Annotated in this window: 14 protein-coding genes and 1 pseudogene; 5 read left to right on the top strand and 10 right to left on the bottom strand. The window is 43.0% G+C overall.

Annotation, left to right across the window (positions count from 1 at the left end; translation table 11 throughout):
• Window positions 1–58 precede the first annotated feature (58 nt).
• The gene (bhsA, locus tag Xbud_RS00975; protein WP_099134308.1) at window positions 59–310 is read right to left on the bottom strand and encodes a multiple stress resistance protein BhsA; all 252 of its coding nucleotides are present in this window, start codon (window positions 308–310) and stop codon (window positions 59–61) included.
• Between the two features lie 278 nt (window positions 311–588).
• Here bhsA and Xbud_RS00970 point away from each other — a divergent pair, with 278 nt between their 5' ends.
• Window positions 589–885, top strand: a complete 297-nt coding sequence (locus Xbud_RS00970; protein WP_280176097.1) for a GIY-YIG nuclease family protein — start codon at window positions 589–591, stop codon at window positions 883–885.
• Window positions 886–955: 70 nt separating this feature from the next.
• Here Xbud_RS00970 and Xbud_RS00965 read toward each other — a convergent pair whose 3' ends face one another.
• The 5 genes from Xbud_RS00965 to Xbud_RS20325 form a co-directional block, all read right to left on the bottom strand.
• The gene (locus Xbud_RS00965) at window positions 956–1,459 is read right to left on the bottom strand and encodes a GNAT family N-acetyltransferase (protein WP_099134306.1); all 504 of its coding nucleotides are present in this window, start codon (window positions 1,457–1,459) and stop codon (window positions 956–958) included.
• Window positions 1,460–1,762: 303 nt separating this feature from the next.
• The gene (locus Xbud_RS00960) at window positions 1,763–2,920 is read right to left on the bottom strand and encodes an ABC transporter permease (RefSeq protein ID WP_099134305.1); all 1,158 of its coding nucleotides are present in this window, start codon (window positions 2,918–2,920) and stop codon (window positions 1,763–1,765) included.
• Between the two features lie 18 nt (window positions 2,921–2,938).
• A complete protein-coding gene (locus Xbud_RS00955) occupies window positions 2,939–4,129 on the bottom strand; it encodes an ABC transporter permease (protein ID WP_099134304.1) in 1,191 nt (396 codons plus the stop codon).
• 12 nt (window positions 4,130–4,141) lie between these two features.
• Window positions 4,142–5,113: an HlyD family secretion protein gene (locus tag Xbud_RS00950; protein ID WP_099134303.1), complete on the bottom strand. Its 972-nt coding sequence runs from the start codon at window positions 5,111–5,113 to the stop codon at window positions 4,142–4,144.
• 704 nt (window positions 5,114–5,817) lie between these two features.
• A complete protein-coding gene (locus Xbud_RS20325) occupies window positions 5,818–6,045 on the bottom strand; it encodes a hypothetical protein (RefSeq protein WP_244589829.1) in 228 nt (75 codons plus the stop codon).
• A 317-nt stretch (window positions 6,046–6,362) separates the two neighbouring features.
• Between Xbud_RS20325 and Xbud_RS21255 the strand changes: the two are divergent.
• The 4 genes and pseudogenes from Xbud_RS21255 to btsR form a co-directional block, all read left to right on the top strand.
• A pseudogene (locus Xbud_RS21255) lies at window positions 6,363–6,790 on the top strand (inverse autotransporter beta domain-containing protein); the annotation flags it as partial.
• A gap of 144 nt (window positions 6,791–6,934) precedes the next feature.
• The gene (locus tag Xbud_RS20310; RefSeq protein WP_244589837.1) at window positions 6,935–7,759 is read left to right on the top strand and encodes an adhesion domain-containing protein; all 825 of its coding nucleotides are present in this window, start codon (window positions 6,935–6,937) and stop codon (window positions 7,757–7,759) included.
• 183 nt (window positions 7,760–7,942) lie between these two features.
• Window positions 7,943–9,640 (top strand): sensor histidine kinase, encoded by a 1,698-nt coding sequence (locus tag Xbud_RS00940; protein ID WP_099134302.1) that lies wholly within the window; start codon window positions 7,943–7,945, stop codon window positions 9,638–9,640.
• 2 nt (window positions 9,641–9,642) lie between these two features.
• A complete protein-coding gene (btsR, locus tag Xbud_RS00935; RefSeq protein ID WP_099134301.1) occupies window positions 9,643–10,362 on the top strand; it encodes a two-component system response regulator BtsR in 720 nt (239 codons plus the stop codon).
• Window positions 10,363–10,619: 257 nt separating this feature from the next.
• On the opposite strand, the gene Xbud_RS00930 is transcribed toward btsR, so the two are convergent.
• The 4 genes from Xbud_RS00930 to rpsO form a co-directional block, all read right to left on the bottom strand.
• Window positions 10,620–12,551, bottom strand: coding sequence for a DEAD/DEAH family ATP-dependent RNA helicase (locus Xbud_RS00930; protein WP_099134300.1), 1,932 nt, complete (start codon window positions 12,549–12,551; stop codon window positions 10,620–10,622).
• Window positions 12,552–12,721: 170 nt separating this feature from the next.
• Window positions 12,722–13,612 (bottom strand): lipoprotein NlpI, encoded by an 891-nt coding sequence (nlpI, locus tag Xbud_RS00925; RefSeq protein ID WP_099134299.1) that lies wholly within the window; start codon window positions 13,610–13,612, stop codon window positions 12,722–12,724.
• 203 nt (window positions 13,613–13,815) lie between these two features.
• Window positions 13,816–15,969: a polyribonucleotide nucleotidyltransferase gene (gene pnp / locus Xbud_RS00920; protein ID WP_099134298.1), complete on the bottom strand. Its 2,154-nt coding sequence runs from the start codon at window positions 15,967–15,969 to the stop codon at window positions 13,816–13,818.
• 304 nt (window positions 15,970–16,273) lie between these two features.
• Window positions 16,274–16,543, bottom strand: a complete 270-nt coding sequence (gene rpsO / locus Xbud_RS00915) for a 30S ribosomal protein S15 (RefSeq protein ID WP_038261508.1) — start codon at window positions 16,541–16,543, stop codon at window positions 16,274–16,276.
• Between the last annotated feature and the right edge of the window lie 85 nt (window positions 16,544–16,628).

The raw sequence follows: 16,628 nt of genomic DNA, 5'->3' as shown, positions 1-16,628 counted from the left end.
CCAGATGTGTTCTGATAGTTATACAGTAGTATAAGATTTAATCTGTTTTAACTATAAGTTATTTATAAATTTCAGCAACACCATGCAGTTTATTGTCTCCAGTAGCAGAAATAATGCGGAAATAAGATGCTCCAGCTTTGTCAGCTTTTTTGGATAACTCTTCTGTCAGGTTATCCAGTGTTTCTGCTCCCGTCACAGAAACAATACCAATCTTCTCTCCTGTAGCATTTCTTACTTCAGTTGCCGCAAAAGAACCAAACGAAACAGCACATAGTGTTAAAACAGCGGCAATAAATTTTGCGTTTCTCATTTTCAGATCCTCTGTCTACTTTTCAATATAAAGGGTGTCTCTCTGTGACTTAGATCAAGTTATACGCTTCTTCAAAAAATGATAATTAGCAACTCTTGCTATAGTTTTTCAGTTATTTTGAATAAAAAATGCTGTCACTTACTGTTAATAAACATGTAATTTAATATAATTCATCATGTTATGATGTTCAAAAAACCATAATACAGTCTATAGCCTCATAATGATTTAATCCCATACAGTATTTATATATTTGTAACTATTTAAAATTACTAATGAATATTAACAAATCTGATTGGTATCTTTACTTGATAAAAACCCAGAATGGTTCTTTATATACCGGAATTACTACAGATATTTCCCGTCGTCTGATACAACACAGTACCGGAAAAGGGGCGAAGGCTTTGAGGGGAAAAGGTTCATTGACTCTGGTCTATCACAGTTTAGTACGAGATAAGAGCACAGCATTAAAGCTGGAATACCGAGTGAAGCAACTAAACAAACAGCAAAAAGAGAGGCTGGTTACAACCCAGCCTGTCTGTATAGCAATCTATTTGTCAGAGACTTCATTAGAATAGACATCGTTGCCAGAGTATCTCCAACATTTCTTCAGCGTGTATTTACTATTTCTGTATTTACGTCTTGTAGTTACACATAATCAAAATGACTGGGATATGTGACTAAACCATGACAATCATCCAGCGAGACATCAGCCAGTGTGTAAACCTGAAAGAATTCCTCACTATCAGGCCATTGACAATGTAATTGGTACTCTTTAGCAAGCCTGAAACCAAAACGGTGATAATATTCAGGTTTACCAAGCACGACTACTGCGCCATAACCAAACTCATTCAGGCTATCCAATCCTTCATACACTAACTTCTCACCAATGCCCTGACGACGATACGGTTCAGACACTACCAATGGCGCCAATCCAACCCAATTATGATCCTGACCATTGATGTCAACAGGTGTGAAACCAACATAGCCAATCACGTGACCTTCATCGTCAGTCGCAACAACACCCAGCGTCAACAAGCCATCTTCTCTTAATCTATGAACTAACTCAGCTTCTGCCGAGGTCTCAAAGGATTCTCGCAGCAAGCGATCAATACCCGTGGCATCAACCGGAATTTCGACCCTGATTAACATGACGATAACGCGCGATCGTGCTGATCTGCGCCCTCTTTTTGTTCCACTTTGATAAATTCAGCTAACGATAATAAACCAAAACGGAAAGTGGATTTAACCTAACACAAGTCAGATCCCTTTTCGTGAAAAGGAACATGTTATTTTACCTAAATACTGTGATATTTCCTGATACTATCTCAAGAATTGATAATAAAATTCTATCACTGAGATCCAGTAAATCAGCACCAGTGACATTTGCACGGAACCTGTCCCAAATCAATATATTTTCATTATCAGTCTAAAGATAATTCTTGATTATTGTTATTAATTCTTTCGCTGCCGTTTCCTAAAACTCTTCAGTCCCCGCAGCTCACCATTACGCAACATCCCAACCAAAATCCCCAGGATCATGTACACGACACCAAGGAACAGGATCATTGCAATATCCCCCAACATACTTTGTAAAGGCATGTTCATTTGGTTTATTCCTGCAATAATTTTGGTTGCCCATGTGGATGGCAAAGCTGATGAAATCGCTCTTACCCAATCAGGCATCGCCTGAACCGGCCAGATAGTCCCCGAAATATAGAAAACAGGAGTAGTGATAAACGCCAATGTCAGATAAATCATTTCCACACTGCGCAAACACTCTGTTACCAGTTTACCTAACCCCAATACTGCCAGCAGGAATGGGAAAGTCATCAGCAACAATTGATAAATTGGTGCATCCTGCCGATATCCCAATACCCATGGCCACAGGACAAAAAATATAACAGACAAAAACAGCCAAATAGGCAACAGCGCAGACAAAGCACCCAGATAGACAGGGAGTGGAGGCTTACCGTTAGGAGTGCTACGTATAGCAATACTCACACGTACACAAGCAATCAACAAGGAGTGCTGCAAAAGCATCACCAGTAGTCCGGGAAAAACAATTGCGGCATAACTGATCCCCGGATTAAATAATCCAATGGTTTCTCCTTTAATCGGTTGTAGCAGTACTTTCACCTGTTCCGTACTGAAACCCGATTTCAGCAGTAACTGGGTATTGTATTCAGATAATAATTGTTGATACGCCAACGCCAAATCCTGCTGAATCTGCCCATTGGCAAGGCGGTTCGTCGCGTCACCATAAACCGGTACTGTCACATTTTTTCCGCCTAAAAGACGTTTTTCAAAATCCGGCGGCACAATGATAATGGCGAAGATTTTCCGTCGTAACATGTCATTACGGGCGTTAGCAAGACTAGCGTAGCTTTTGGTTTCAACTTTCGCCGTCGCATCAACGTGGCGGATCAGCGCACGGCTCATATGGCTGTTGTCCTGATCAATAATCGCGATGGGTAGATCCCATAATGTAGGGCGGACATAAACCAGACTCATCACACACAGAGAAACAATCAGCATTAACCACAAGGGTTTTTCCAGCATTCCCAACAATACATTGTGGAAAGTTTGCCAATACATCTTCCAGTTATTCATTTATCTGCTTCCTCTGCATCATATAACTTCCCCTGGCTGGTTAAGCCGTTTCCACAAGCGATTGCGGATCAACAAGGCACAAACCAAAGGATAAATCATCAATAGCATGCAAATATGCAGGATGATTTTTAATGACACTTCCCGCAGAAAGATATCGAACATGGCATTTAAAGCATGGGTTAATGGCTCCAGATTCGAAATAACTCTTGCCGGCCATACCATTGATAATTCAGGCACCACCATGCCAGAAAATGACATCGCAATACTAACCAGCATTCCGATTAGCGAATAAGCCGTCAATGCACTACTGGTGAAAGTAAACAATAATAAGCCGATACTTTGAGCCGCAATCACATAGAAAAATCCAACAACCGGCATATATATCGGGTTACCTGCAACTTTGGCATCAGAGAATGCAACCAATGCTGCAATTTCTATCATCAACAACAGGGTAAAAATTAAGGTATAAGGCGCAAGTTTTCCTAATAAAGCCGGTACAAAAGATTTTGCGCTTAAGAGCTGCTTTCCCCTTGCCATCGTATAAATAGTACAGGTCACGACGAAAAGCTGTAATAAATGGATGGTTGCAGCAAATTGCTGGAAATAGATATAACTGCCACTGGCATTGAACAGGCTGTCATAAGACATCGTCGCCTTAGCAAGTGGTGGAAGCTGACGACCAATTTCAGACGCAATGATCTCACGATATTTGGCATTTGTTTCTGCCATCAATCCGCTGAAGTCCTGAATCGAATAACGCCCTGAACCATAAAACAAGGCATTATAATAGATGCTCACTGTTGGCTGTTTACCACTCAACGCATCTTTTTCTAGATCGTGGGGAATATAGAGTAAAGAGTAATCCTTTGCACTCCCCAATCTCTCTAGTGATTCCGTCAGGCCATTATCATAAGTTTTAATATCAGCGTGAGGGGCCGCATTTAAATTACGAATTAATGTGCGTGATAAAGTACTGTGATCATTATCCACTACTGAAACAGGCAGGTTTAGCAGCGTTCCTTCCGAAAAATTGGCACTGATTAAGATAAACAGCAACAGAGGAAACAGCCAACTCAGCCAATGAAAAATCGGGCTACGGACTGCAACCACCAGCTCGCGGGTAAACGCACGCTTAAAGCTATGCCATTCAGAATTATGCCATTTAAGACTATTCCATTTAAGACCATGCCACACAGCTTTTCTGTTCATCAAGCTGCCACCTTACTTATCCCAGTGCCATAATGCACTCATTCCCGGACGCAGCCCATCAACAGGTTGTAGTGGGTATAAACGCACTTCAAATGTTTTCAGATCAAAGTCCCCTGTCGCACGAGTTGCCCGTTTTGTCGCGTAATCCCCCATTGGAGCGATATAACGTACTTCTGCCTCAATATCTTTGTTATCCAAAGCCGGTACACGCAATGTCACTTTGTCACCTTTACGGATTTTAGCCAGAATATCTTCGCGCAAGTTATAGACAAAGTAAGCTTCAGGCATACGTACTAATGTTGCCAATGGGCTATTGGCATTGAAAAGTTGCCCGACCTCCGCCGGAAGTGGCCCAACTTCACCATCAACGGGAGCTTTTACCTGTAGATCATTACTCTGAATTTTTAACTCCTGTAATTTTTCTTCAGCTTCATTCAATGCTGCCTGATATTGTTGCCGTAATTCTATACGATCACCATTTTTTCCTGCATCCAGCTCCGCTTTTGCTGACAGCATTTTCTGGTAAGCAATATCACGCGCGTTTCGTGCGTTATCCAATTCACTCGCAGATGAATAACCTTTGACTGAAATATTACTGAGTCGCTCAAATTCACGTTGAGCGTTTTTATATCCAAATTCAGCCTGTAAGTATGCCGCTTCCAGACTGCGAATATTTTCTTCTCGTGTACCATGCAAAGATAAATTGAGTTTTGCTTTGGCCTGATCACGAGCGGCTTGAGCTGCGGCAACTTTTGCAGTCAGTTCAGGGCCATCAAGGCTTACCAATAGTTGCCCGGCTTTTATATCGTCTCCTCTCCTAACGTGAAGCGCAACCACTCGTCCAGAGGCTTTAGATGCAATGATGACCTCGGGTGCTTCAACCTCTCCCTGCAACAATAAGTCCTGATGATGTGAGCGAAAAAGCACGGCCATTGCGGTCAGAAAGATAATCAGCAATATCGTGAAAAGTGTTCTTTTCTTCATTATGTTTTGTAAGCTCCAAGCATACTACCAGATCAAAACTCGTCAGAGATTAACGAATTAGTTTAGCTATACCGACCTAATGTGACACTATCTTCATAAATTCTTTTTAGAAATTAGTGCGCCTGATCATTGACAAAAATGAAATGCTTTATGCAGCTACCTATCACATTATATACCCAATCAATTTCAAGTGGCAGTAAGACGGGAAATTAACATATTCCATCAATTCGACTTGTTCTCTGATTATTTTTATTTCTTAAAATAAATTCATCAATTAATATTTAATTATAAATTAAAAAGAGAGTTCTTTCTGAATCTACATTGCAGAATATTCGCCAATAGAAAATTAAAGATTAATAAAATTAAAATACAAATAAAAACTAATAATAATTTGCAACAAATATTTGGCTGTCAAAAATTCCCTTATATTTAAGGCTATTTTTATCCTTCCTCAGATAATCTCTGGACATATAAGATATAAAAATTTCAACATAATGTTTTTATTTGAAAAAATTTTAAAAAACATGTTTTAATCTCATAAAAAATACGTATAAATCACCTATTATTTTTTATTTAAAATGCCTGATATAGAAAGTAATGTTGACCACTAAATAATTTTATGCTGGAATAAAAACCATATGCATAAGATATGTCAAATCAATAATCCTTGTGTTAACAAATTAACAATTTTTTTGTTAACCAATTTATGATGTCTCAAATAAGGCAATACCGTTTTGCCCCTCTTTTATTTCATCATCACCTGACGCTGTTACTATTACAGGTTTATTTTTATGCACAAAAAATTTGATAAGCCCCGGACACAAAATCAGCAACGCTTGCTGAAACGAGTAGCCTGGGTGAATATTATCGTCCAATTTTCGTTCCCGCTCGCTGGCACATTTACTCCTATTATCGCCGCCGCCTAAACGCATACGATGTCTCAACATTCCCCTCTGGCAATACCAACTGAGCCTTATATTCTGAAGCCGGGAGAAACGATCCATACAATAGCTAAACGTTACGGTTTCACCATTAATCAACTTAAGGAAATAAATAAATTCCGTACTTTCAGCAAACCGTTTCCAGTACTTGAGATTGGTGATGAAATTGATGTCCCTAAATCGCGCCCTAATAAATATTTACCATTCAATTACTTTCCATCAGAACCATTTTCCGGAACCAATGATACAGAACGCAAGCTGGCTAATGCGGCTACCCGCGTTGGTGAGATACTGACACTCAATTTGGCCTGCGCCGCATTGATAAACGCAACACCATCAATATCGGTATCGGACAACGTCAATTTTTTGATAACTGGATGCCGGGATGCAATGCTTTTCTGGATCACGATCTTACCGGAGATAATACCCGGCTTGGCCTCGGTACAGAGTACGCCCACGATTATCTGAGATTAGGCATGAACGGCTATTTTCGCTTAACTAACTGGAAAGATTCGCGTTTGCTGAAAGATTACGATGAACACCCTGCCAATGGTTTGATGTGAGAGCACAAGGCTATATCCCCGCTTTGCCACAACTTGGCGGTAAGTTGGTATATGAACAATATTTTGGCGATGAAGTTGGGTTAATCAATAAAGATCACCGCCAAAAGACCCCCGCAGCCTTTACTGCCGGAATTAATTATACGCCTATTCCATTGCTGACTTTCGATATTGACCGCAAACAAGAGATATCCGGCAATGGCAATACTCAATGGGACGTTGGAAGCTTGCTTGCCAACGGAGGTAAAATCAAAGTGCTTGTTGTTCAGGCACAGAATGGTCTCCACATTACTGGGAATACCAAAACGATTGATACCAGTATGGGTCAAGAGCAAGGTAACCATACCTATGGTGGCACTGAAAGCGGAAAAGTCAAAGGGATAGCTGATAACCTGGAAATCACTATCAATACAGGAAAAGTAAAAAAAGGCGAAACAATTACCCTGAATATTAAAGCATTCAATCACGGACAGCCTGTAAAAAATGTCCCTATAGAAATGAAAGCAACCAATGCACTAAACCGTCAGGAATTTCCTCAAACAGTTACTGCGCTGATAGACAGTGAATCAGATCACTACCAAGGAGTAACGGGAGATCAGGGTAGTTTGTCGCTCCCCATCACCGACCCAAATGGACTCGGCGTAAAAACGACCTTGCAAATAAAAGCATATGGCGTCTCAAACCCGAAAACTGAAGATGTCATTTTTACTGTCGTGACCAGCCCTGATTCTAAGTACGCAAATTTTGGGGGACATATGGCTAAAACGGTGACAAATACAAACGGAGCCGTTTTTGACCGATCTCTGTTACAAGCTGAGTTAGCAGATATGGATATGAAAGGAATGACTACGTATCTTGAAAATGGTGAGATTTGGTCATGTCGCGTCTATAAAGGCGCTGTATGGTATTGCAAAAAAATGCATAAAAAATTATCGACAGTAGAAGATTTAGCCAGCCTGTACCGCACACATCAACAAAATGCGATGCATGAGCTGTACGGCTGGCCACAATTCCGTTCTTATCGTTCTTCAACACCCGGAATAGATGAACACGGGAAAAATGTTCATTTCGCCGTGAATATAGATGATGGCGCAGTTCATGTTATTAACGAGATAGTCACCGATTACGTTATCTGCACTGAATAACCCTATTCCTATTTATTTCGACAAAAATCCTTAAAAAAATCCGCCCTTGCCGAAGAGGGTGGATAATCCTCTCAAGATCCGGAAATACATTAATCTTCAACGTACTATTGACGGCGTTAAATTTAAGCTTTGATAATAACTGCATAAATTAATTTATCGTTATCAAACATGTCGTGAAAAAATATGTATGAATTTAACCTCGTTTTACTACTGCTCCAGCAGATGTGTATCTATCTGGTGATTGCCTGGCTACTGAGTAAAACACCTCTGTTCATTCCTTTATTGCAAGTGAGTGTTCGCTTACCTCATAAGCTCATGTGTTATGTCATTTTCTCCATCTTCTGCATAATGGGAACATATTTTGGCCTGCATGTTAATGATTCTATTGCTAATACCCGTGCCATTGGTGCTGTATTAGGGGGGTTCCTTGGCGGGCCAACAGTCGGGGCGATGGTAGGATTCACCGGAGGATTACATCGCTATTCCCTTGGTGGAATGACCGCATTCAGTTGTATGGTATCCACCATTATAGAAGGCGTTATTGGCGGCCTTGTACACAGTTATTTAATGAAGCAGGGCAAGATCAATAAGTTACTTAATCTATGGACTGCGGCGATTGTGACATTCTTTGCCGAATGTGCTCAGATGGGGATTATTCTGCTGTTTACTAACCCTTTCAGTGAAGCATTTAATTTAGTGAAAAATATCGCCGCTCCTATGATTATCGCTAACAGTATCGGAGCAGCTATGTTTATCCGCATATTGCTGGACAGACGAGCCATATTCGAAAAATATACCAGTGCTTTTTCTGCCCAGGCCCTGAAAATCGCGGTATGTACCGAAGGGATATTACTTAAGGGATTTAATGAAGCTAACAGCATGCGTGTAGCAAAAGTTATCTATCAGGAATTGGAAATCGGGGCCGTCGCAATTACTGATCGGGAAAAACTACTGGCATTTATTGGTATTGGTTCTGACCATCACTTACCGGGAACACCTATTGCTTCCGAGCAATCACATCGTGCGATAGCAAATAATGAAGTCGTCTACGCTGATGGTAACGAAATCCCCTATTGCTGTTCTCTTAGTCCCATTTGCAAATTGGGTTCAGCACTGGTTATTCCTCTGCGGGGAGAAAATCAGCAAGTAATCGGTACGATAAAATTATATGAAGCCAAAAATCGTTTATTCAGTTCGATCAATCGAACATTAGGCGAAGGAATTGCCAGCTTGCTTTCTGCCCAAATCCTTGCGGGACAATATGAACGAAATAAGCAGTCTCTATTACAATCAGAAGTGAAACTACTTCACGCGCAAGTGAATCCTCACTTTTTATTTAATGCCCTGAATACACTACAGGCAGTGATCCGACGCGATAGCCAGCAAGCGGGCCAGCTTGTGCAGTACCTTTCGACATTCTTTCGCAAGAATCTGAAGCGACCAGAAGAAATTGCCACACTACAAAATGAAGTAGAGCATGTGAATGCTTACTTACAAATTGAAAAAGCGCGATTTTGTGAACATCTCCAGATAACCATAGATATACCGGAGTCTCTACGTTATGCCAAATTGCCTGCATTTTCCCTGCAACCTATGGTCGAAAATGCAATTAAACATGGCACATCACAGTTACTGGATACCGGAAGAATTACGATTAGAGCCCACCAGCAAACCAATCTGCTATTGGTAGAAATTGAAGATAATGCGGGGCTTTATTGCCCGAAAAAAATGGGGAATGGACTTGGAATGAGTTTAGTAGATAAGCGCTTGCGGCTTCGCTATGGTGAACATTATGGTGTGCGTGTTGATTACCAACCAGAAGAATTTACCCGTGTCATTTTATGTTTGCCATTGGAAAAAGAGGCTGATAAGGCGGCGTAGTTATGCATGTACTAATTGTTGATGATGAGCCACTAGCTCGTGAGAATTTACGTTGCCTGTTAGAAGAGGAAACAGATATTCAGATCATCGGTGAATGTGCCAATGCAGTAGAAGCAATTGGCACCATTCATCGTCTGAAACCGGACGTGGTTTTCCTTGATATTCAAATGCCTCGCATCACCGGGCTTGAAATGGTAGGTATGCTCAACCCTGAGCATCGCCCTTATATCGTTTTTCTTACTGCTTTTGATGAATATGCAATACAGGCGTTTGAAGAGCATGCATTTGATTATCTGCTAAAACCGCTGGAAAAAGAGCGACTGAGCAAGACATTACAACGACTGCGTTCGGGTTATCAAAAACAGAGTCTGACAGACTTACAACCCGAAAATGAGCAACTGAAATATATTCCCTGCATAGGACACAGCCGGATATGGCTGATGCAACTGGATGATGTGTTGTATATCACCTCACGTTTGAGTGGTGTATATGTGATGAGTGCCAACGGACAGGAAGGTTTTACTGAATTGACCTTGCGCACTCTGGAAATCCGTACTCCCCTGACCCGTTGCCATCGACAGTATCTGGTCAATATGACGCATTTGCGGGAGATTGTTTTTGGGGAGAATCGTCAGGCGGAATTGGTATTGAGCAATGATGAACGAATTCCTGTCAGCCGCCGTTACTTAAAGCCTCTCAAAGAAGAACTGGGGTTAAGTTAATCATTTTTGCAGAGATAATGTCTGTACTCTCTACTATTAATCCAGAATAAAATAAGAAAATGTATAGCCGCTATTGCTCTCGACGAGTTATTTTTAGAAAAAGCAACACAATTAATTGAACACCCTAATTCTGCCCGATTTGGTAAAATGAAAATATTGAAAACATAAAAGCCCTTTCTCTTTATAGGGGAAAGGGCTTAATTCAATTTGATATTTCAGCGTGTTATTGCTAACACGAGACAACAATCAACAGTGTATTACACGTTACCATTGCTTTGTTGCTGACGGCGACGTTGTCCACCACCGTTGAAATCGTCGTTATTGCGACCACGGAAAGAACCGCGCTCACCGCCACCACGGCGTTCATTGTTAAAACGACGACCACCGCTATTGCCAAAACCGTCACGATCACGGCGTGAGCCATTACCACCATTACCGTTACGACCACCACCACGACGCTCACGACGTTCAAATGGCTGTGCATCCCCCATCAACTGTATGTTCATTGGCTTATTCAGGATACGGGTACGGGTAAAGTGAGACAATAACTCTCCCGGCATCCCTTTTGGCAGCTCAATTGTGGAGTGCGTTGCGAACAGTTTGATATTGCCGATGTAACGGCTGCTGATATCACCTTCGTTAGCGATAGCACCAACAATATGGCGTACTTCAACACCATCATCGCGACCCACTTCAATACGGTACAGTTCCATATCACCAACATCACGGCGTTCTCGGCGAGGACGATCACCTCTGTCACCTCTATCACCTCTATCACCTCTGTCACGCTCACCAAAGCCATTACCATTACCATTACGGCGACGGTCATCATGTTCATTAAATTCACGGCGAGGACGACGAACTGGATCTGGTGGCAGGATCAGTGGACGCTCACCTTGTGCCATTTTCAGCAGTGCCGCAGCCAATGTTTCTATATCCAACTCGTCACTGATACTCAATTTAGACAGCAGAGCACGATATTGATCCAGATCGCTGCTTTCCAACTGCTGCTGAACGTTAGCAGCGAATTTTTCCAGACGACGCTGGCTCAGAAGTTCAGCATTCGGCAGCTCTACTTCCGGGATTGTCAGCTTCATGGTGCGTTCAATGTTACGCAGCAGACGGCGTTCACGATTTTCAACAAACAATAGCGCACGACCAGCACGACCAGCACGACCTGTACGGCCGATACGGTGTACATATGACTCAGCATCCATCGGAATGTCATAGTTAACAACCAGACTGATGCGGTCAACATCCAAACCACGGGCAGCAACATCTGTTGCGATCAGAATGTCCAGACGGCCATCTTTCAAACGCTCCAGAGTCTGTTCACGCAGAGCCTGATTCATATCGCCATTCAGTGCCGCAGAATTATAACCGTTACGCTCAAGCGTTTCTGCCACTTCCAGAGTCGCATTCTTGGTACGGACGAAAATAATCGCCGCATCAAAATCTTCTGTTTCAAGGAAACGTACCAGTGCTTCATTCTTACGCATACCGTAAACAGACCAGTAACTCTGGCTGATATCCGGACGGTTGGTTACGCTGGTCTGAATGCGAACTTCTTGTGGCTCGTTCATGAAACGACGAGTGATACGACGAATCGCTTCAGGCATAGTCGCTGAGAACAATGCAGTCTGATGTTCTGCCGGGATCTGGCTCATGATGTTTTCAACATCTTCAATAAAGCCCATACGCAGCATTTCGTCAGCTTCGTCCAGTACCAGACCTTTCAGGTTGGACAGATCCAACGTGCCACGCTTCAGGTGATCCAACAGACGACCCGGTGTTCCCACTACAACTTGTGGCCCCTGGCGCAAAGCACGCAATTGAACGTCATAACGCTGTCCACCATAGAGCGCGACAACATTCACGTTACGCATATGTTTGGAAAAATCTGAACATGCTTCAGCAACCTGTACCGCCAGTTCACGGGTCGGTGCTAACACAAGGATCTGTGGAGCTCTAAGCTCAGCATCAATATTATGCAGTAAAGGCAAGCTGAATGCCGCAGTTTTACCACTACCAGTCTGCGCCATACCCAGCACGTCACGGCCATTTAACAGGTGAGGAATACATTGCTGTTGAATTGGTGAGGGCTTCTCATAGCCCATGTCTTGCAGTGCAGAAAGAATAGGTGCTGATAATCCTAAATCAGCAAAAGAGATTTCAGTCTCAGTGGTCATGTAATGGTGCCTCATTGATCGTGGCGGCCAGTCTACATAACACAGTGAAAAGAATTTCTGTCATTTTCATTTAAAATGTGAACTGGCTCAAATTATGTTATTAAACGAACAAATAAGCCCCCACCTCTCAAGATGTGGACTTAAAAATCTGTCGTGAAAATGTTCGTCAGCTATTGTTGGTTCGATTCTGATACTGATAGGTCATCTTGTCTTTGGCCTAGCAGCGCCAATTCCAACAATGCATAGCGGTGCTCAACAAAGTTATGAACATTGTTAGCTACCGTCAGCTTGAATAACGCAACTGCGCTATCCTCATCCCCCAGACTTAGGTAATGCTTACCTAAATAGAAGTCAGTTTCACTGAGATGCTCAGCGAGCGAAGTGTTATCTGTCGAATCCTGTTTCAGGCGTTCCATCAGTGTTTTCTCACTGATCTTACCCAAATAAAATTCAACAATATTCCAGCCCCATAGCCCCCGGTTCGTTTTGTCAAAACGGTGCGACAAATTAGTCATTGCAACCTTAGGATCGATTTTCTCTTCCACAAGGTACAACCACAACGAACGGAAGGGATCATTTGGATCGTCTTGATAAAACGCCTGCAGATCATCCTGCGCTAAACGATAGCGGCCACCGTAATACAGTGCAATTCCGCGATTCATCCGCGCGTAGTTGTAAGTTGGATCAAGCTCTAAAACAGAATCAAACGCTTCATAGGCAGCATCAAAATTGCCTGCCTGCGTAAAATAAATCCCCAGATAATTAAAAATTTCAGGGATATCTGGACGGATAGACAAAGCCACTGAAAAATCATTCTGTGCCAATGCTCTCAGCCCGAGGCTATCATACAGCACACCTCTTTCATATAAAAGCTGTGCATACTCATCTTCCTTAAGAGAGCGGCTCGCAAGTATTTGTTCCATGCGTGCCAGAATAACCTCTTGTTGCAATGTTGGTTGAAGTGGAATAGCAAAAACTTCATTTTTACGCCATTCAGTGCTGCCACATCCTATAAGGAGAAAAATAGCTGCAACGTAATACCAGCGCAGAAAAGAATTCATTTCCCACTCCCGAAGTCAGACATTAATCAGAATGCCCTGTTACTCCACCCACGGTTGTTCCACCCACATTGTATATTTCAGGCATCCTGCCCGAAATTATCTGCCCCCCTGTATCTTTCAAATTGCCCTCTGTTGGCGACAATTCGAAATTTATTGGGGATAAACGGCGCCCTTTTTACAGGACACCGCTCTCTACGTCAAATTTATTCTACTGATGATTCCGGTGATTGTGATGCTTCATCGGTAGTATTCAGCATAGTATTAACTGCTGCTTCTTTCATACTCAGACGGATACGACCCTGACGGTCAATTTCCAGCACCTTGACAGGAACTTCCTGACCAATCTGTAAATAGTCAGTTACTTTCTCTACACGCTTGTCTGCGATCTGAGAAATGTGTACCAACCCTTCTTTACCACCGCCAATTGCAACAAATGCGCCAAAGTCAACAATACGGGTAACTTTACCAGTATAAATACGACCAACTTCGACTTCAGCAGTAATCTCTTCAATACGGCTGATAGCATGACGAGCTTTTTCACCATCAGTCGCTGCGATCTTCACAGTACCGTCATCTTCGATTTCAATAGTTGTGCCTGTTTCTTCAGTCAGAGCACGGATCACGGAACCACCTTTACCGATCACATCTTTGATCTTATCTGGGTTGATCTTGATGGTGTGAATACGTGGCGCAAATTCAGAGATGTCATTACGTGGGCTCTGGATTGCCTGCTCCATCACATTCAGGATGTGTAAACGAGCACCTTTGGCCTGATTCAAAGCAATTTGCATGATTTCACGGGTGATACCTTCAATTTTGATGTCCATCTGCAATGCGCTGATACCATCACGGCTACCCGCAACTTTAAAGTCCATATCACCCAGATGATCTTCATCACCCAGAATGTCAGAAAGAACCACAAAGTTATCGCCTTCTTTCACCAGCCCCATGGCGATACCTGCAACTGCTGCCTTAATCGGTACACCTGCATCCATCAGTGCCAATGAAGCACCACAGACGGAAGCCATAGAAGAAGAACCATTGGATTCCGTAATTTCAGAAACCACACGAACCGTATACGGGAACTCGTTGATGCTAGGCATTACCGCCAGAACACCACGCTTCGCCAAACGACCGTGACCAATTTCACGACGTTTTGGCGAACCAACCATACCCGTTTCACCAACAGAGTATGGAGGGAAGTTGTAATGGAACAGGAAGCGATCTGTGTACTCTCCCATCAGTTCGTCGATCACCTGGGCATCACGTTCAGTACCCAGTGTTGCTGTAACCAGTGCCTGAGTTTCACCACGGGTAAACAGAGATGAACCGTGAGTACGTGGCAATACGCCAGTACGAACGTCCAGTGCACGAACCATATCTTTTTCACGACCATCAATGCGAGGCTCACCACGCAGTACGCGGCCACGAACGACATTTTTCTCCAGAACAGACAACACTTCAAGCACTTCTGTCTCTTCCAGCTCAACGCTATTTTCTGCTGCTTCTGCCAGAATGATTGCAGAAACTTCTTCTTTGATAGTATCAACCTGAGCGTAACGCTCCTGTTTTTCAGTAATGCGGTAAGCATTGCCCAGACGGCTTTCTGCCAACTCAGCAACGCGATCATGCAGAGATTGGTTGACAGGCTCTGGTGCCCAATCCCACTTCTCTTTACCCGCTTCAGCAGCCAGTGCATTGATGTTATCAATCACAATCTGCTGTTGTTCATGGCCGAACACCACCGCACCCAGCATCTGTTCTTCTGTCAGCAGCTCCGCTTCGGATTCAACCATTAGTACAGCGCCTTCAGTACCTGCAACAACCAAATCCAGACGGCTGTTTTTCAGCTCATTGCTGGTTGGGTTCAGTACATACTGATCATTGATATAACCAACACGTGCTGCGCCAATTGGGCCGTTGAATGGAATGCCAGACAATGCCAATGCCGCAGAAGAGCCGATCATAGCAACGATATCCGGATGAACCTGTGGGTTTACAGAAACAACAGTTGCAATGATTTGAACTTCGTTCAGGAAACCTTCTGGAAAAAGTGGGCGCAGTGGACGGTCGATAAGACGAGCAACAAGGGTTTCACCTTCACCCGGACGGCCTTCACGACGGAAAAAACTGCCAGGAATACGGCCAGCAGCATATGTACGTTCTTGATAGTTAACAGTCAGTGGAAAGAAATCCTGACCTGGTTTTACTTTTTTCTGACCAACAACGGTAACAAATACCGCAGTGTCATCCATATTTACCATAACAGCCGCTGTCGCCTGACGAGCCATCATGCCTGTTTCGATGGTCACAGTGTGCTGACCATACTGGAATTTACGAACAATCGGATTCAGCAAAATAATATTCCTTCGTTAGTGTTGCTGCCTTTTAAATATCAGCAACAATGGATATTCTCTTCATTGCTACACCCTCACGACTAATGACAGTGCTTAATCCCCTTTGTTTTCCAAGTAACAGCTCTGTTAGCCGCTCTATAACTTGGAATCTACCGGGTATATCCTTTTCAGTACTCTCATTAGCCGCGCGAGTCACTGTAGCTGAAGAGATTCAAATATTTCAGAAACGGAATTTAAGTTTCTTAAATTCCACTTTCTAGAAGAAAAGGGGCCCGATAGGCCCCTTTCCACTGAAACTCATTGATTAGCGGCGCAGTCCCAGACGCTCAATCAGCGCGGTGTAGCGTGCCAGATCTTTACGCTTCAGGTAGTTCAGCTGGTTACGGCGCTGTGCAACCATACGCAACAGACCACGACGGCTGTGGTGATCTTTTTTGTGCTCTGCAAAGTGACCTTGCAGATGGTTGATTTGTGCAGTCAGCAGGGCAATCTGAACTTCGCTAGAACCACTGTCGTTAGCGCCACGGCCAAACTCAGCAATAATCTGCGCTTTTGCTTCAGTACTTAGAGACATAGTATAACTCCAAATAATTGATTACGAATGACGAGTGCCGATCTCTAATTCAGCTACTCATATACAGGCACATCATTCTACGCTG

Source organism: Xenorhabdus budapestensis, assembly GCF_002632465.1.
GTDB lineage: Bacteria > Pseudomonadota > Gammaproteobacteria > Enterobacterales > Enterobacteriaceae > Xenorhabdus > Xenorhabdus budapestensis.
The sequence above is the reverse complement of the archived record's forward strand: the minus strand, read 5'-3'. Positions and strand labels throughout refer to the sequence as shown.